16 protein-coding genes and 1 tRNA gene are annotated in these 18335 nt (G+C 40.4%); 10 read left to right on the top strand and 7 right to left on the bottom strand.

Features of this window, described 5'->3' with window-relative positions; genetic code table 11:
* Nucleotides 1-40: 40 nt before the first annotated feature.
* The 5 genes from C1710_RS04150 to C1710_RS08515 all read left to right on the top strand — a co-directional run bounded on the left by C1710_RS04150 (nt 41) and on the right by C1710_RS08515 (nt 3037).
* Nucleotides 41-655 (top strand): helix-turn-helix domain-containing protein, encoded by a 615-nt coding sequence (locus tag C1710_RS04150; protein ID WP_102279073.1) that lies wholly within the window; start codon nt 41-43, stop codon nt 653-655.
* Nucleotides 652-1497, top strand: coding sequence for an IS3 family transposase (locus tag C1710_RS04145; RefSeq protein ID WP_102279070.1), 846 nt, complete (start codon nt 652-654; stop codon nt 1495-1497). Before C1710_RS04150 ends, C1710_RS04145 begins: the two co-directional genes overlap by 4 nt.
* A gap of 157 nt (nt 1498-1654) precedes the next feature.
* Nucleotides 1655-2188, top strand: coding sequence for a helix-turn-helix domain-containing protein (locus C1710_RS04140; RefSeq protein ID WP_102280368.1), 534 nt, complete (start codon nt 1655-1657; stop codon nt 2186-2188).
* Nucleotides 2146-2874 (top strand): IS3 family transposase, encoded by a 729-nt coding sequence (locus C1710_RS04135; RefSeq protein ID WP_146002366.1) that lies wholly within the window; start codon nt 2146-2148, stop codon nt 2872-2874. Before C1710_RS04140 ends, C1710_RS04135 begins: the two co-directional genes overlap by 43 nt.
* Nucleotide 2875: 1 nt before the next feature.
* Nucleotides 2876-3037, top strand: coding sequence for an IS3 family transposase (locus C1710_RS08515; protein ID WP_180961297.1), 162 nt, complete (start codon nt 2876-2878; stop codon nt 3035-3037).
* Nucleotides 3038-3114: 77 nt separating this feature from the next.
* Here the strand turns inward: C1710_RS08515 and C1710_RS04125 are convergent, their stop codons facing one another.
* Nucleotides 3115-3510, bottom strand: a complete 396-nt coding sequence (locus tag C1710_RS04125) for an iron-sulfur cluster biosynthesis family protein (protein WP_102280361.1) — start codon at nt 3508-3510, stop codon at nt 3115-3117.
* A 140-nt stretch (nt 3511-3650) separates the two neighbouring features.
* On the opposite strand from C1710_RS04125, the gene C1710_RS04120 reads away from it, so the two are divergent.
* Both C1710_RS04120 and C1710_RS04115 read left to right on the top strand, forming a co-directional pair.
* Nucleotides 3651-4505 carry an Rpn family recombination-promoting nuclease/putative transposase gene (locus C1710_RS04120; protein WP_102280359.1) on the top strand — a complete coding sequence of 285 codons (855 nt, stop codon included), beginning with the start codon at nt 3651-3653 and terminating at the stop codon, nt 4503-4505.
* Nucleotides 4506-4508: 3 nt separating this feature from the next.
* Nucleotides 4509-4691 carry a hypothetical protein gene (locus C1710_RS04115; protein ID WP_102280356.1) on the top strand — a complete coding sequence of 61 codons (183 nt, stop codon included), beginning with the start codon at nt 4509-4511 and terminating at the stop codon, nt 4689-4691.
* 37 nt (nt 4692-4728) lie between these two features.
* On the opposite strand, the gene C1710_RS04110 is transcribed toward C1710_RS04115, so the two are convergent.
* Nucleotides 4729-4962, bottom strand: coding sequence for a cytochrome b5 domain-containing protein (locus tag C1710_RS04110; protein ID WP_102280354.1), 234 nt, complete (start codon nt 4960-4962; stop codon nt 4729-4731).
* Nucleotides 4963-5035: 73 nt separating this feature from the next.
* A complete protein-coding gene (locus tag C1710_RS04105; protein ID WP_102280352.1) occupies nt 5036-5329 on the bottom strand; it encodes a hypothetical protein in 294 nt (97 codons plus the stop codon).
* Between the two features lie 309 nt (nt 5330-5638).
* Between C1710_RS04105 and C1710_RS04100 the strand changes: the two genes are divergently transcribed.
* Nucleotides 5639-6997: an IS4 family transposase gene (locus C1710_RS04100; RefSeq protein ID WP_042513950.1), complete on the top strand. Its 1359-nt coding sequence runs from the start codon at nt 5639-5641 to the stop codon at nt 6995-6997.
* 222 nt (nt 6998-7219) lie between these two features.
* The gene (locus tag C1710_RS04095) at nt 7220-8542 is read left to right on the top strand and encodes an IS256 family transposase (RefSeq protein ID WP_102280350.1); all 1323 of its coding nucleotides are present in this window, start codon (nt 7220-7222) and stop codon (nt 8540-8542) included.
* A 257-nt stretch (nt 8543-8799) separates the two neighbouring features.
* Here C1710_RS04095 and C1710_RS04090 read toward each other — a convergent pair whose 3' ends face one another.
* The 4 genes from C1710_RS04090 to C1710_RS04075 all read right to left on the bottom strand — a co-directional run bounded on the left by C1710_RS04090 (nt 8800) and on the right by C1710_RS04075 (nt 16871).
* Complete coding sequence (locus C1710_RS04090; RefSeq protein ID WP_102280348.1) at nt 8800-10101, bottom strand: ISL3 family transposase; 1302 nt, start codon at nt 10099-10101, stop codon at nt 8800-8802.
* Between the two features lie 385 nt (nt 10102-10486).
* Nucleotides 10487-15193 carry a DEAD/DEAH box helicase gene (locus C1710_RS04085; RefSeq protein ID WP_102280345.1) on the bottom strand — a complete coding sequence of 1569 codons (4707 nt, stop codon included), beginning with the start codon at nt 15191-15193 and terminating at the stop codon, nt 10487-10489.
* Between the two features lie 205 nt (nt 15194-15398).
* Nucleotides 15399-16343 carry a hypothetical protein gene (locus C1710_RS04080; RefSeq protein ID WP_102280342.1) on the bottom strand — a complete coding sequence of 315 codons (945 nt, stop codon included), beginning with the start codon at nt 16341-16343 and terminating at the stop codon, nt 15399-15401.
* A 455-nt stretch (nt 16344-16798) separates the two neighbouring features.
* Nucleotides 16799-16871 (bottom strand) — tRNA-Thr (locus tag C1710_RS04075).
* Between the two features lie 198 nt (nt 16872-17069).
* Between C1710_RS04075 and C1710_RS04070 the strand changes: the two genes are divergently transcribed.
* The gene (locus tag C1710_RS04070; RefSeq protein WP_102280339.1) at nt 17070-18302 is read left to right on the top strand and encodes an L-lactate MFS transporter; all 1233 of its coding nucleotides are present in this window, start codon (nt 17070-17072) and stop codon (nt 18300-18302) included.
* Nucleotides 18303-18335 lie beyond the last annotated feature (33 nt).

The raw sequence follows: 18335 nt of genomic DNA, 5'->3' as shown, positions 1-18335 counted from the left end.
TTCAGACTACTCACTCGGGGTATACGCGGATTATCACCAGGTGCGGACCTCTAGCCTTAACAGATGGATTAAACAATTTTTAACGGCTGGTTTGGCTGGATTGATTCGCCCTGAACACAATCACAGGTACACACTTCAAACCAAGCGATTAGCCGTTAAAGCTTACCTTTCAGGTACCCTGTCAGGCCAAGCAATTCTCAATAGATATCAAATTCGTAGTCTTTCCCAACTACATCAATGGATTGTCCGGTACAATAGTGGACAATTAAGTGTTGCTTACGCAACAAGAAAGCGAGCTAGGAAAGTGGGCCGAAAAGTTACTTTTGAGGAGAAACGGCAAATTACTCAATGGACAATTGATCACGAGTATAACTATCAAGCCGCGGCAGAAAAATTTAATGTCAGCTATCAACGGGTCTATTCATGGGTACGAAAGTACCAAAGAACTCACGATTGGGAATCCCTTCAGGATAACCGGGGTCGCCATAAAGGCAAAACACCAACCAATGAAGTGGAAAGATTACGACAAGAAGTAAGGCAGCTGAAAGCTAAAGCGAAGGAACGGGAGGTACAGATTGCCTTCGCAAAAAAATTGGTCGAAATACACAATCGGGAGGTGGAACGGCCGGACGATATCAAGCGATTCAGGAAATGAGCCAAAGTGGGTATAAGGTATCTGATCTAGTTAAAGCAGCCGGGGTAAGTCGGCAGGCTTACTACAAGTGGCTTACCCATGAACCGACGGTTCATGATATTCAAGATCAAGAAATTCTAAAGCTCGTTAAACAGTTAGAAGCACAACATAAACACTGCGTTGGTTATGACAAGATGACCCGTTTAATAAAGCGGGAAAGATTATCATACACAGTTAACAAGAAGCGCGTCATGCGCATTATGAAGGAACACAGTATTAAAGCGGACTATCGTCAGCCTAAGAGAAAACGTGTGCAGGAGCAGGAAACTTATGAAGCACAGAATACCCTGAACCGCCAGTTTGAACAAGCTGCCGCAAATCAGGTGTGGGTGACGGACACGACGGAAATTGCCTACAACATTCGTAAGTACAAAGTCCGTCTACACGTTGTTCTGGATCTATACGGTCAATACCCACTTAGTTGGATTATTACGCCTACAGAAACGAGTACTGGGGCTATTAAAGTATTTCAAATGGCCAAGCAGAAAGCCGGAGGTCTGGCACCGCTAATCCACACTGATCGCGGAGCAGCATATACTTCCAAAGCATTCAACCACTACTTGGCTAGTAATAACAGCCAACATAGTTACTCAGCCCCAGGAACACCAGCTGATAATGCGGTGATGGAGCACTGGTGGGCTGATTTTAAATCTATCTGGTTAGCACACTCACCACAACCACAAACGTTTGAAGACTTAGAACAGCTGGTGACAGAAGGTATCGATTACTTTACGCATTCCTTTATTTCAGGCAAAAGAAATGACCTTACCGCAGCAGAATATCGCTTCGGCAAGGCCAACTAGTTTTTATTATTTAATGTGTCAACTTGACAGGGTACAGTACCAACTCCATCAGTACCAAATAGTGTAGAACCGAATAAAAAGACCGTGATGGCGGTCATCACTGGCTGAAGTGCCCTAGAATTGTTAGACACGAATCTAACAATTCTGGGGTATTTTTATGTCTAAATATTCATATCAATTTAAAGTTAGAGCAGTTCAAGACTACTTGAACAAAAGTCATGACTATTCATTAGTTTGTCAGAAATATGGCATTTCTTCCAACCATAGCTTAATGGCATGGGTACAGGATGTTCAAGCATGTGGTTATGAGAGTTTGGATCCCAAGAGGAGCCATCGTATTTATTCACTTGATTATAAACTTCAGGTAATCACTTACTACCGTACTCACGAGTTAAGCATAGATAAAGTAGCTGCGAAATTTAATTTGAATCGCACACAAGTTTATTCATGGTATCGTAAATATAAAAATGAAGGGATCGTCGGCCTTCGGTCAAAGCCTAAGGGTCGACCAGCTAAAACTATGAACAAACATAAAACGATTAACAAATATAAAATCAAGCCTACTAAAGAAGAACAATATAGGCAAAAAATTGCCGATCTGGAAGCTAAGATCGCCGATCAAGAAATGGAGATCGACATCTTAAAAAAATTACAAGCCCTAAGACAGCAGCGCGGAAAGAACAAGCACTAGCGATCCAAGATCTTAGGGCTAAGTACCCATTATCTAAGTTGTTAACATATTTTGGTATTCCACGATCCACCTTCTATGAACGTCTTAAAGCCGCAAAGCGTATCGATAAGTATCATCAGGTAAAGCAGGAAATTGCGAAGCAATTTAAACGTAGTCAGGAAACCTACGGTTATCGCCGAATTTGGTATTGTCTCATCAAGAAAGGCTTCACATATTGTCAAGAAACAGTGCGTCGATTAATGACTAGCATGGGATTAAAGGTAACTGTGTACTCAGCCAAGAGTCACTATCATTCATATCGTGGTCATGTGGGCAAGGTTGCCCCTAATTACTTACATCAGCAATTTAATGCACAAAAAGCATATCAAGTTCTACATACAGATATCACACAAATTTCTATTAATGAACAGGTCAAAGGCTATTTATCACCAGTCATTGATGAGGCCAGTGGTGCCGTGGTCGCTTACGCGACCTCAACTCATCCTAATATGAAATTAGTTAGCACTATGTTGGCAAGTTTATTTAATAAACTGCCACAACGTAGTAACTCCATCATGCATTCAGATCAAGGATGGCAGTATCAACACCACTTGTATCAAATTTTATTACGTCAACACGGAATTACTCAGTCGATGTCCCGTAAAGGAAATTGCTTAGATAACTCACCAGCCGAAAGCTTTTTTTAACTTGTTAAAACGTGAGTGTTTGAATCGGATAAAGATCACTTCATTTCAGCAATTTAAAACTATCATTGAGCAATACATCTATTGGTACAACAACGTACGAATTTCAGCAAATAAAAAAGGAATGACACCGAATCAATATATTCGATATCATTCCAATCTTTAAAAGTTAGTAAAGTGTCCAACTTTTTTATAGCACTTCACCAGTTTTCTGGCAAAGTTAGCGGCTCTTTTTATCTTCATCTAACAATCATGCGTCCCTGTATATTCGCTGTTCACCGGTTGGTCAATGTCCACCAGCTCGACGTTCTCCGTCAAAATCCCCTTCGGACTCACCAGGGGCAGTGTCATGTGACGCCGGTCAAATCGTAATTCCATCTCCGGTTCAAACTGAACGTTAGCGTACAATTCGCTCTTGATGTAAATATCACCAATATTGGAACTGATTTTTTCATCAAAGTCTGGTAGGTCCGCGTCCTGGTTCACAAAGACCATCCGGTAATTAGCATCCAAGCTGCAGTTGCCGATTGCCGAAAATGGTCCGACCCCGTCATCAAAATCGAGCACGATTTTCTTATTAGGCAACAGGTGTGGTTTAATTCGTGTCAGTGCAGCATCAGTCACGATTAGTTTCTTCATTGCAATCCCTCCCCTGCAAGTAATTCATTTTGAGTATACTAACTTTTTGTAAGAAAAGGAAATGCTTTGCTCAGATTGACCAATATTCTGCGTATTTCTATATAGAGTGCATAAAAAATTATCGGCAACAGGGGAAAACGATGGAAGAACATCAACAACAGTATGGGTTTACCGAAGATAAGGTATTTGGTTGGGTAATGGAAAATAACGAGTTTTGTCAGTTTGTTCTCCAAATTATTTTACCGCAGATTGATATTGCGGAGGTAGAAAATCTTTCCTTACAAAAGGCATTACAAAATAGTGATCGACAGACCAAGGACGTTCGTTTAGATATCCTTGTCCGCGACAAAGGCAATTGTATCTATAACATCGAAATGCAAGTCGCTGACCAGGATAATCTTGGTAGGAGAATGCGTTACTACTTGTCCAAGGTTGGCGCTCATTACACGTTGGAAAAAAGTAAGTCCTACAATGACTTAAAAGAAACTTACATCATCTTTCTTTGTAATTTCGACTATCCCGAGCAAGGGCGACTACGTTACGTTTTCCATGAGTATGAAGACCAGGACAGATCACTAATGTTGCCAACTAATTCGGCGAAAGTTATCATTAATGCAAAGGGAAAACTCGCCGGCAACAGCCAGGACCTGCAAAACCTGGTGAAGCTGATGCGCGGCGAACCCATCAACGGCAGTAAGCACTTTGATTATGCGCAGCGGAAAATTAAAGAGATCAATGACAACCCACAAAGGAGGGCGCAGATCATGGATTACGAAACCAAATTACTGGAACGCCAACAGCTAGGAGAAAAGCAAGGTATGCAGCAAAAAGCAATCACGATGACTAAGAATACTATTGAACAACTCAAAGCTGCTGGCAATAACGGGCATGAAGCTTACTCTTTCGTGAAGAAGTTAAATACCGGTTTAAGTGATGACACCCTTCACGATATGGTGAATCAATATTACTCATTAGGCCATGAATGGAGGTCATAGATCATGGATTTTGAAACCAAATTACTCGAACGACAACAGCTGGGGTTTAAGCAAGGTTTTAAAAAGGGGCTTCAGCAAGGGAGGCAACAAGCCCTAGTTAACAACATCATTAAACAACTCAAGGCTATTGGCTATAACAGTAAAGATGCATATTCTTTCGTCAAAAAATTAAAAAGCGTTGACTGAAGCAGTCTCTTAACTGCCCAGCCAACGCTTTTTTGACTTATTCAGCCAGCTTACCAACTACCGGCAACGCTGACAGAACACGATCCTTATGTGGCGACTTGTTCCACAGCACGTCAGTCAAATCCCGCCCAGCGAGGTTGCCATGGTGCTTACCGCCCTTCCAGGCATCCTTGCCAGACACATCATAGACGGTCCCATCAACAGCAACATATGCTGGTTGGCCATTTTGGCCGTCAAATTTAGCTAATTCTGCTTTACTAAACTTTTTCATTTGTCAGAATCTCCTTTCATTGTCTTCTTTTATTTTACCGCGATTTATCAGTCGACCCAACCCAAAGTAGTTACTAGTCACGAATGGCACGGATCAGTTGGACTGTATACCGGCCGGTAAAGTTAGCCGCCGTTACCTTGTAACCATCAACCTGCGTGTTAACCTCATTAGTCTCCATCTCGACAACCGGCGTCGTTAACTTCGTCAGTTCAACTGGCCCTTTCGCTTGCAACTGGTCGTGCTGGTAGCGCGCTAAATCATGGCACTGCGCTAGCGCATCCTCACGTTTCCGGTATGCATACCAATAAACGGCAGCATCCGTCTTCGCTGGTTTTTCCTGGATTAAAACGACGTAACTTTTTGCCATTCTTCCACCCCTTATTAACCTTAATTATAACATTTATGCCTGAAACTTGAAAGCTAATAATCACGCCAAAGGCGTGTGGTTATTGGCTTTTTTGGCAAAAAAATAAACGCAAGCTCTCCTGCGTTGTATACTTTAGTCGACCAAAACCAAGATACAAAGGAGACTTACGTCATGAANCTGAAACTTGAAAGCTAATAATCACGCCAAAGGCGTGTGGTTATTGGCTTTTTTGGCAAAAAAATAAACGCAAGCTCTCCTGCGTTGTATACTTTAGTCGACCAAAACCAAGATACAAAGGAGACTTACGTCATGAATATTATAAGACAAAAAAATACAGAAAACGAGCTTCACAATATTGTTCATCAATTTACTTCCCTCATTGGTCTATCTAAACTCACCAAGTTGGTGAATTATCGCCGGAATTCAGAAATCAGCTTGATGAAGGTCATTGAATGGCTGCTCACGACAAAGTTCCTGGGACGCTCGCTTTATCGAGCCCATGAAACACCTAACTTTACCAGTCGCACCGTCAGAAATAATTTGAACGATGGCCGGATCAATTGGCAACGCTTGATTTGTCAAGTTGGGAGTCATTTAATCAAGCATTTACGACCGTTTATTGACCGCCGGCGGCGGTTAGCATTGATCATTGACGATACACTCTTTTCCCGTGAGTACGCCACCCAAACCGAATTACTAGCGCGAGTCTTTGACCATGACAAACAGTTATATATTAAGGGATACCGGGCTTTAACTTTGGGTTGGAGTGACGCCAATACATTCTTACCGATCAACTTTGCATTAATGTCTTCCAAGAAGCCACAAAACGTCCTTGGAAAATCAGCTAAAACAACCGATCAACGAACAATTGCTGGCCGGAGACGTCGCCAAGCACAGCAAAAAATGAACCTCGTTTCATTGCAACTTGTCAAGCAAGCCCTCGCAAATGGCGTTCTGGCTGACTATGTGTTATTTGATAGTTGGTATAGCTCACCAAAAATGTTCTATGAATTAACCAAGTTGGGATTAAACGGCGTGGGCATGCTTAAACGGTCCAGCAAAATTTACTATCAATATCGCGGACGGCAATATTCAGTTAAAGCATTATACAAGCGACTGCAGGCCTCAAAATATCAACCCAAGCAAGCTTATCAATACAGCTGCTTTGTCGAAGCGCACGTCGGGAACCAAAAATTCAAGCTTCGCTTGGTATTTGTGGCTAATCGGGCCCGTCAAGATGACTACCTAGTACTGGCAACGACTCAGTTAGGCCTTCAGCCACAAGCGATCATTCAACTATACGCCCGAAGATGGCAAATTGAGAATTACTTTAAAGTTGCCAAGCAATACTTGCGGCTCGACAAATCACAAGTTCAAAATTATGACGGGCTTTGTGGCCATTTAGCAATTGTCATGATGACTTATGACCTATTAGCTTGGCAGGAACGGCAAAATCAGGATGATCGCACCATTGGGGATTTATTCTTTATAATGAACGAAGCCATGCCAGATATTGAGTTGTCTCAAGCACTGGTATGGCTTCTAAATTCGTTAAAAACGATTATTAATCATGAAGTTTATGCAAGAAGAGCCCAAATTATTCAGATGATGAATCAGTTCTTCACATTTTTGCCGAAACGGTTAGTTTCGCTGTTAACAGCAAGCTAAATGGTTAAATTAATTAAAATATGCCCTGTGATACCAAGGGATCAGTCTGTCTTCATACTTTCAAGTTTCAGATTTATGCCAAAGAAAAAGCGTACTCACCAAGATCAGAGGGAGTGTAAAATATTTTGTGTAAATTGATACCTTGAGGGTATTGAAAAAGGGAAAGCCTTCCCCGTATGATTGAAATCGCTAAAAACCAATCAGAATACGGAGGCTTTCCCCATGAACCAGTTTAACAAAGATATTATCGCAGCGCTATCTTCAGACAAAGATATTACCCTGAATGAAATCTTGCGTTGTCAAATCGAAGTGGTCGTTAATCAGTTCCTTCAAAATGAACTGACTGCGGTGCTAGGCTACGAACCACATACTCGGATCGACCGATCAAAAGACGACGTGAACTACCGGAACGGGACGTACACCCGCACTATCGACACTGAGTACGGTGAAATTAATCTGACAATCCCACGGGACCGGTTAAACAAGTTTCAAAACGCCCTCTTCCCTCCTTACGTGCGTCGGACTGATGGACTGGAGGAAATGGTCAAGATGTACTCCAAGGGCGTCACAACTCGTGAAATCGCTGATATGGTTGAGAGAATGTACGGCCACTACTACTCACCAACCACGGTTTCAAACATCACTAAGCGGACGGAACACCTGGTTGAAGAGTTCCACGAGCGCAAATTCAAGTACTCACAGTACGTCTGTGTGTTCCTCGATGCTACTTACATTCCGTTACGCCGTGGTACCGTTGAACGAGAAGCCGTTAACGTAGCGATCGGAATTCGAAGTGACGGCGGTAAGGAAGTTCTTGACTACAGTATCGCACCGACCGAGAACGGAGCCGCTTGGTCTGAACTACTCCAGGGATTACGCGCACGGGGGATTAAAGATATTCAGTTGTTCATCGCCGACGGTTTAGTTGGACTTCAATCTGCGATTGAGGCTAACTACCCACAGGCGAAGTTTCAACGGTGCTGGGTCCACGCAGAGCGCAACCTTTTAGGGTACGTTCGCAAAAACGATCGCAGGGAGATTATCACCGACTTTAAGGCTATTCGGCAAGCAGAGAACCTACAAGCCGCCAAAGAACGATTGGCGGCTTTCAGTGCTAAGTGGGAGTCCAGTTATAAGCGTCGAATCAAGAATCTAGTCCAAATGGAGGAGCTATTCACGTTCTTCAGTTTTCCAACTGCGATCCGTCAGACCATCTACTCGACGAACCTAATTGAGTCGTTCAATAAGAGCCTGAAGAAAATNTCCAGTTATAAGCGTCGAATCAAGAATCTAGTCCAAATGGAGGAGCTATTCACGTTCGTCAGTTTTCCAGCTGCGATCCGTCAGACCATCTACTCGACGAACCTAATTGAGTCGTTCAATAAGAGCCTGAAGAAAATGGTCCGACGTAAAGAGCAGTTCCCAAACGAAGGGGCCCTCGATCGCTTTATCATGACGCAAGTAATGGAGTACAACGATAAATTTGAGAATCGAGCACATCGGGGATTCAAAGATTGTCACGACACGCTTGATTCGATGTTTTAGAATTGCCAATTCACGCGGGCGAAGTTTCCTTTTTTACACAACATTCTTGACACTCTCTCAATCTAAGCTTCTTAAATTACTAAATAACTTAGATACTGATAAAGCCGAAGTGCTTAGCAAAAGTGTCTTGGATTTAATGAACCTGAATAAATAACGAGCAAAGGGTACTACGTAAATTCGAAATACGTAGTACCCTTTGCTCGTTGGCTATAAAAAAGGGCTCTTTGTCAAATCCTGTTGACAGGTAAGAATCAAGCTTAAGCGGCTTGATTCTTTTTTTGTGCCATTTGGCGGAAATGAATGCGATAGACCAAGTGATTGTAATTTCTGAAACCAAAAGCAGTGCGTTGAATTTGTTTAATCATCCGATTGATCCCCTCAATGGTCCCGTTACTGTAGTCAAATCGTGAGGCGTTAAGGACGTACATGAGATTATGTCTGAGGGTGTGTAAAACAGCGGTCATCTGCGGACTAAGCTTGGTACCCGGATAGAGGCTTTCGGTCAGTTGATCGAGATTGCGTTGTTTGAGGTTTTGCATAACATTTTGTAGAAACTGGTAGTCGGCTCGTAAGCGATCATCAATAGCCAACCCTAAATCCACGCGCTCACCACTGGTAACCTTCTGACGAAGGTGACGATCATAATATTCATGCTCGTAAGAAAGATTCGTCGCAGATTTGAGATAAAGTTGCCAGCTAAACTTTAACAGTCGGTACTGGCGACTGGTTTTCGGGAATTGTTTCATGGCTTGGGCCCGATATTGATTGAAAGCACGAGTCATCATGGCAATAATATGAAAACGATCGATGATAATTTCGGCGTGGGGAAACAAGCGACGAGCGATGTCTTGGTAGTAACTGTTTAAGTCCATTGAAATGGTTTTTACCCGGGATCTTTCCGCAGGAGTGAAGCTTAGAAAATAGTTCTCAATTGTCCGCTTAAAGCGATCCGGCAGGATCGTTTGAATACGATGGTGATCGTTGTCAATACAGATAAAGTGCAGTTGACGATGAACACCCCGGAACTCGTCCATCGCGAGATTAGTAGGCAACTGGTGTTGGTGTAATGGAGCGATGGAGCGACTTGCGTCTAAATAACGCAGGACCGTACTTGATGAAACCGTATTGTCACGGGCAATACTTTCCAGGGTGCGATCATCTTGAAAACTCATGATCGCCTTAGCCCTAACCTTATTAGCGATGTGACAGTATTTACGGACTACATTCGATTGAGCCATAAAAGTTCGTCGACAATCTTTACAACGTAGGCGTTGCTTATGGATTCGTAGAAACACCGGATGACTGGCGTCATCGGTGGTAAAAATAGTTTGTACCGTAGAATACCCAAACTTTACTAGGCGGCGGTGATGACAGTTGGGGCAAGTGATTAGCTGATTGCGAAGCTTAAATTCGTAGATCCGACATTTACGAATATCAGGTTGAAGCTTTTTGCGAGTACCCTTAGCCAAATTAATAAAGGCATAGAAATAATCCATCAAAATAAGATTGGAGTCTTTCATTCCTAGTGCAAAACAGATAGAATCATTATTAGGAGTCATCCTGAATCATCCTTTCGATAGAAGCTATTTGGTCGTAGATTTTTCCTGAAGGGAGTCAGTGATGGCTCCCTTTTTGTACGAAAAAATCCCATTAACAGATTACCACGTTGGCAATCCATCAACAGGATTTAGTGTAGAGCCTAAAAAAGTAGGTACCACGTAATTTCTTATTATGTGATACCCACTCTAGGTAAATATTATATATTCAAGAATATCAACATCATATTTGTTAATTATAGATAAGCATGAAAAAGCTCTTATAACTGGAAAATCAGGTACTACACTTTTGGCTATTTAGTAGTACCTGTTTTATTTGTAACCCTTTAATAATAGTTTGGTATAGGTATAGCCGTTTATAAATAACTACAAGGCTAACTTATTTGCACTATTCGATAATTTGCATTTCAGGTAATTGATTAATTAAATCTATAGTCTGCACAGAAACATTAATAATTCTCAATAACAAATGCAAAATGTACTTTGGATCATTACTATAATCATTTGGATCATCAGTAATCCCCGATTTCTTATCATGCTTAACCCGATACTGATCCATAATCCATTCAATAGCAGATCGACCATTAACGATGTATTGATATGCTTTATCCGGAATATTGGATACTGTTATCGAATCATTAAAAATAACTGTTGAACGATCATTCTCTAACTTTCCTGTTTCTGAATTGCGCTTTTTAGCAAATCTCATTTTAGTGACCTTATAACTTGGCTCACCCTTATATTGATTATCAACATCATCGTAAACCGGCACTTCTTCATAATTAAGATGAAGATTAATTAACTGTTGACCAATTGCAACATACTTATCAACATCCTTAACAATTGGTATTCTTGCTAAATCTTTTCGTAAATCATTAGCATAACGTTGCTGATAATCGGCTGAATTTAGCAGAGCATAAACATAAGCAAAGGCCTCATCGGCACTCAAGCCTAATTTATTCGCAAAGTGATTATTAATATTATCAGAATCAGGTAGCAGTTCATTCTTATTGGAGTGGTCAAATCGCATAAACCCTTGACCTGTATCCTGACAGTGTAAGTTAGGCAATACATTCATTACTAATGCAGAGAATGGACGACTCGCTCCTTTTCCAGTTGTATAAATGACCTCATTATCTTTACCCCAGAGTTCATAGTATTTACCTGGACGTTCTACGATATTCCGATCATACATTAACCATTTTTTTGTAAATGGTCGATACATCTCCAACCGCATACTTTGAGGTTCAAAATCTAACTTAATACCCTTCTTAAATTGATTATCCAGGCCTGCACTCCACTTAATTTTCTTACTATCACGCATGGTAGATTTTTTACCTTGTCCACCATTTTTCAATACTTCCGCATTATAGTTATCAATCAATCGCTTGGAATTTTCTAATACCGCTTGCTTAGAAAAACCGGATACCCAAATATCACGATTAGTACTAATCCCCACCGCGTTATTTAAGAACGGTGAATTCTCTTCGCCAACTAATGATGGATAAGTTTGATAATGCGGATCACGCTGATTTAACCAATCATTATTAGCGTCTGGTTTAATCTGACTCCATTCAATTCCTTGAGTATCATTAGATAACTCAATTAATTGAAGCTTTTGCTTTCTTGACAGATAATCTCCGATATCATGATAAAAAATTTCATGTTTGTTCGATCCGTCTTTAACTAAAATACTGATTGCAATAGGGGCACGACTACCCGAACCAAATATCTTTCCCCCTTCTTTACGTGACTGTTCACCCTGAGTTCGCTGATTACCACGTAAGTTAAAAATATAAAGATGGTTAAACTCACTATATAATGAAGCACGCAGTCCATCCGTACTATTACTATCCAGATAACTACCATTGGTCACAAATCCGATAACGCCCTGATCGCCGATCCGATCAGTAGCCCACCGAAAAGCTTTAATATAGCTATCATATGAACTCTTATTTAATGATGATTTGCTATTTTCTACATAAGTCTGCTCAATCCGTTTCTCTAATTCCGGATAATGGACATTTTGATTATTATCATTTGCGTTACTTTGACCAACCGAATATGGCGGATTACTAATAATGGCAGTGATTGGTTGTTCTTGCTGTTTCTTCAATCGTTCATTATTTTGTCCAAGTAGCTCATCCATAAAAGAGTTTTGGCGTTCAGTACTCTCAAATGTGTCAGTTAAGACAATGCCATCAAATGGTTTGTATCCCCTATCTGGACCATTCACCTCATCAAACACTGCTTCAATATTAATTGCTGCAATGTAATAACTTAACAGTACAATTTCATTAGCATGAAGCTCATGCATATATTTGCGCAGAATATCTTGATAGGTAATCTTTCCCGCATCCATTTGTTCCCTGAAATACTGTAATGTTCGCGTAATAAATGTTCCAGTCCCAGTAAACGGATCTAAAATATGGACATTTTGGTCGGATAAATGCTTACCAAAGTACTTTTGTAAAGCATAATCAACTGAATGAATAATAAAATCGACGACTTCAACAGGGGTGAAGACAATTCCCATGGCATCCGTAGTCTTTTCAAACCCCTTCTTAAAGAAGTTCTCATACAACGTCACGATAATTTTCTGTTTAGCTGCCGCATTATCAATTCCTTGCGCCCGTGCTTTAACAGAATCATAAAATGGCTTCAGTGATTGTTGACCATTATCAAATCCGTACTTTTCAAAGACTGATACGACCGTATTAATGGCTTGAGAGACTGGATTTTCTTTAATAAAACTATAACCACTGAATAAAGCTTCAAAGACCGGCTGAGTAATTAAGTGTTGAGCCAACATTTGCACCGCTTGGTCACGATCAATAGCATCGTTAATGTTATAGTGTAGGCTATTTAGAAACTGATTAAATGCTTTCTGGGCCTCTTGATTAGAATCAATTAGGTCGTTAATCCGTTGGATATGCTTATGAGCGATTTCAGCTACATCCGCAGACCAGTCCTCTAAATAACGCCGATCACCAACCTTTTGCACAACCCGTCCATAAAAGGCTTGTTCAATTTCACCCCATTTTAGGGCTAAACTAGTTTGATAACCGGCCGTATCCTCATGAACCGATTCAGCTTCTTTACCACGTTCTTCGGTTACCGGTTGACTAGGGCTGGTATCAGTACCAATAAAGTTAATCTTCCCGGATTTCTTTTTATTGAGTTGTAGTTTATTAATTTCGGCTTCAAATCGCTCATCAGTTGACCGTAAGGCGTTCAATACCTGCCATACTTCTCGATAACGCTTATTGTTATCTAAAACATCTTCTGGCTTTGATCCGGCATCAATAACAACTGGAAGGATTATGTAGCCATAATCTTTGCCTTCATAGCGACGCATAATTCGCCCAACCGCCTGTACTATATCAACTTGTGATTTTTTAGGACTAAAGAAGATTACAGCATCTAGACTAGGAACATCAATTCCCTCTGTTAAGAATCGAACATTAGACAAAACTCGAGCATGATTATCAGGCATACCATTAGCTAACCAGTCCAAAGCATTTTTCTTTTGAAGAGCATTTAGGGAACCATCAACGTGCTTAACATCAACGGTGAAACTATCGTCAGCTTCCTTGCCTAGGTAATCATTAACTACATTATTAAATTCTTTAGCGATTTCCTTGGAGTGAGCAATTGTATCTGTAAATGCAATGGCACGTTTCATCGGTGCTCCCTTAATCTCACCGTTAAGTCCATTACGCTTTACCATAGCATTCCAGACCCCAATAATTTTACCTGGATCGTCCGTCTTCAATTCATTATCTGAAGACAAAGTTTCCTGCATAGTCTTATTAACATACTGCTCACTAACTGCTAACACTGACACTTTATAATCAGTCAAATAGCCACGGTTAACTGCATCTCCAAATCCGAGATGATAAATGACTTGACCATATGTCTTTTCATCGTCCATAGATGAAATAACAATACTTTGCTCTTTAGCTTTCTTCTTTGCATCAACTCCATAAACTTTAGGAGTGGCAGTTTGATAAAGACGAAGCTTACCTTGAACATTCTTATTAGAGTGTACCTTGGTGAAAACACTAGGGTCCCCCATTTCACTAGATCCAGTAGTTCGATGAGCTTCATCTGCAATAATCAAATCAAATTCAGGCAACCCAGATTCTTGTGCTTGATGAATTACATCAATAGATTGGTAAGTACTAAAGATAACATTCATTTGTTTATTGCTACTTGACTTAATTTCTCGATAATTAGCCATTAATTGATTAACATTTGTTGTAGCTGGAAAGCCAATATCTTTAGCACTTAAGTCATCATCACCATGTTTTTTCTTCGTTGCTTTAGCGTCTGAAACGACCGAGAATGAGTTCATGTATATATGTTCATCATGATCGTCATTCCAATTGAATAATGTTTGAGAAAGCAGTTGAATACTAGGTACTAGGTATAGAATATTAAAATTGTCTTTATCTTGATCCTTCATCAACGCTTCAGCAATTTTAAGGCTGGTAAAGGTTTTCCCTGTTCCTGGAGCCATAATTAACTTACCGCGATCATGTTGTTTGAAGTAACTAAGAGATTCATCAATAGCTTCTTGCTGATAATCACGTAACTGCTTAGGTTGTTGTCGCAAATTCTCATTTTGTTTTTCAAACGAGAAAAGTTGCCAATCAATGTTTGAATGTTCCAACTGTGACAATCCAATCCGCGTCATCGGCTTAGAGAGTCCTTCTAAGGCTTGTTCTGCATTCTTATTCCATTCATCGGTTGTGCTGACAATAATTCCTGCTGCATAATAGTTCTTACTAAACTCAGCAATAAATGAATTGATCGTGTCTTTTCCAACTTTTCCTTGATAAAACTTAGCCTGAATAGCAGTAAGTTCGCCCGTAATACGATCACGAGCTACTAAGTCTACCCCTGTGTCTTTTCTGGGGATGCCGTACTGAGCTGGAACATCTTTTAACATCCAAACATCACTAAATTTATTATGGTAGGTTGGCTCATTCTTCAAATAAGCCAATACTATCTTTTCAAATGCAGTTCCTCTATCACGCTGATCATTAATGTGATCATTAACTTGTGTGATTAATTCATTAAATGTTGCCATGATTTCATTCCTCAATTATTAAATTTAGCTTGCTTTAACATTAATTATCTAATACTCATAGTACATACTCAACTTAATTCCTAAGTTATAACAAAGGCCAAAATCTTAGAAATGTAAAAATCATTGCAAATTATCTAGTAAAAATCGTATATTACTCCCTAATTAAAGAAAAACTACGCACCTTATATAATTCTTTACGGCTTTTCTAATAATCTAAATCCGTTAATCTAACCTTTACTTTTGCAAAATCATTTCTATTAAGAATTTGTTTTAAAGCATCTATATTTTTATCCGCATCGTCTTTATGTGTGACAACAATCTCTTTAAGCATATTTTGTTTTATATAGGCAACGCTCTTTGGATATCCATTAAACACTGTATCATTGTGTAACTTACTATCTTGGGTTATTTTTCCAATAACAAATCTTATTTCTTCTTCTTGATGATACTTATACCGTTTGAAACACAAGGAAAGTAAAAACAAAGCTTTAAGGCATTGTAATCTTATTGCATTTGCAATAGGTAAAGTTTCTGTATACCTTAATCCTCGATACGCTCTAAGCCACTCAACCATGATAGAAGTAATATATTCTTTTTGAACATCCAAATCATACTCAACCTTTAGTGGAAAAACATATCCATCACCAATTTGCATATTTTCAAATTTGGGTTTGGTATATTGATTAGCTAATGATTCTTGAATTTGTTGAGTATCAAACCCTAAGGCAATATCGCCATAATTCTGAAGTGCTTGATTATAATCGCTATACGAAAAGCACCAGATATAAGTATCAAAGAATGTTACCTTACGGTCTTGATTAAAAACATCTATTTCAGATGTTGTTGCACCTAACGATTTTAAAACTTTTTTAGCCAAATTATAAGTATAGCTAATTTCCATAGGATCATTCATATCCTTAATTGATCCTATATAGAACCTTTTTGCTTTCAAAATGCTATCTAACCTATCCATTTTAGTATAATGATATATTCTTTTATTTTCATTAGGATCAGCATAAAATCTTTTAGCAATAATATATTGCTTAGAATGTTGTTGAAAATCAGAGTCATTATTTACCCAATCCCTTAATGCTACTAAACTGTTAGAATTCTTTGCCAATGTCCTTAACAAATTTTGATCAAGATTCATTATTATCTACCTACACTTTCTTCAGATATTTTTACTCACCATTTATATTCCCATTGCACTCATAATATATTCACTTTTATTTTATAACATATAATAAAAGTGGCTTTGATTTTCAACTAGGAAATCAAAGCCTTTTACTAAGATATTTAATTAGTTTTTCTATATTTCAAACACTCTCCTCAAGAATAATATACTTAACTGCTAGAATTATTTATATTATTTTAGTGGCACACTTTAACTACGTATCTTTACTCTAGCGATTTCACACTTTTTCACACAAATTAATGGCTAAAATAGTTGATATGACTGCATTAGTACCACCTCATCAAAAATTATAATAACCATTTAGTGTTCACGTGAGAAAAAAGTGAGAAACTGATAACATATTTGTATATAAAATAGCCTATTATAACGTCTATAAACAGCGTTATAATAGGCTATCCTACACTATCTAGTGCTGACTAGAGGATTCGAACCTCCGACCTCCGCATTACTAATGCGATGCTCTGCCAACTGAGCTAAGTCAGCATCAACCAACGAATAATAGTATATCAAAGACTCAGAAAAATGCAAGGACTTTTTTGTCCTTTTTTCTCACTATCAAACATTCCCAATATCGGCTCAAAAAATTACTATTGCGCCCTTTCATAAACCATGGTACTTTATATTCGCGAATTATAATTCGCTTGTTGGTATTCATGTTCGTGTTTAAGAGAGGAGAGTCTAATGGTTTCTTCGTTAAAGCGTTACGGCATTGCTCTTGCTGGAGTAGCATTTCACCTAATGATTGGTGGGGTCTACGCCTGGAGCGTCTTCACTAAGCCAATTGTTCGTGAAACTGGCTGGCGCGAGTCTAGCGTTGCCTTCGCCTTCAGTCTAGCAATCTTTTTCCTGGGAATGTCTGCCGCCTTCATGGGCCGACTAGTTGAAAAGTTTGGCCCCTCCACCGTCGGCACTATTTCTAGTATTTTTTACAGCACCGGCATCGCCCTCACTGGTTTGGCCATCCACAACCGCCAATTATGGCTGCTGTACCTCGCTTACGGGGTTATCGGCGGCTTGGGGCTGGGTTCTGGCTACGTCACCCCCGTTTCCACTATCGTCCGCTGGTTCCCTGACAAGCGGGGATTGGCAACTGGCCTTGCCATTATGGGCTTTGGCTTTGCGGCCCTCCTCACCGGTCCGGTCGCCCTGCGGTTGATTTTAACCATCGGCCTGGTGAATGCCTTCTACATTCTGGGTCTGTTCTACTTTATCGTCATGGTTATCGCGGCGCAATTCATCAAGAAACCAAAACCCCACGAATTACCAACCGTCATTGCTCAAAACGCTGCTCGGGTCAGCCTAACCAACCAAGAAATGACGGCTAACCAAGCCGTTCGCACCCGCTGGTTTGCGAGCCTCTGGTTCATGTTCTTCATCAACATTACCACGGGTATCGGCCTGGTCTCCGCCGCATCCCCGATGGCGCAGAACATGACCGCAATGACTCCCGCTACCGCCGCGGTGATGGTCGGGATTATCGGCTTGTTCAACGGCTTCGGTCGCTTGGCTTGGGCCACCTTGTCTGACTACATTGGCCGTCCGCTGACCTACAGTCTGATTTTCGTCCTCGACGTCGTGATGCTGCTGACCCTGATCATCTTTAAACAGCCGTTCATCTTCGCCCTCGCGCTGTGTTTCTTAATGTCATGTTACGGTGCTGGTTTTTCCGTCATCCCCGCCTACCTCGGCGATGTCTTCAGCACCAAGGAACTGGGTGCCATCCACGGTTATGTGCTGACGGCCTGGGCAGCTGCCGGAATGGTTGGTCCCCTGCTGCTCTCCTGGACGCACCAAGTCCTGCATAACTACTACGTGACCCTGGGGGTCTTCATCATCATTGACCTGCTGGCGATGATCGTCTCGCTACGAATTCAGAAGAGTTTCGTCACCCACCAGTCAACAGAATCTGCTTAATCATTTCCTCACAAACAAAGGCTCCACCGTTCG

Source organism: [Lactobacillus] timonensis, assembly GCF_900240275.1.
Lineage (GTDB): Bacteria > Bacillota > Bacilli > Lactobacillales > Lactobacillaceae > Limosilactobacillus > Limosilactobacillus timonensis.
The sequence above is the reverse complement of the archived record's forward strand: the minus strand, read 5'-3'. Positions and strand labels throughout refer to the sequence as shown.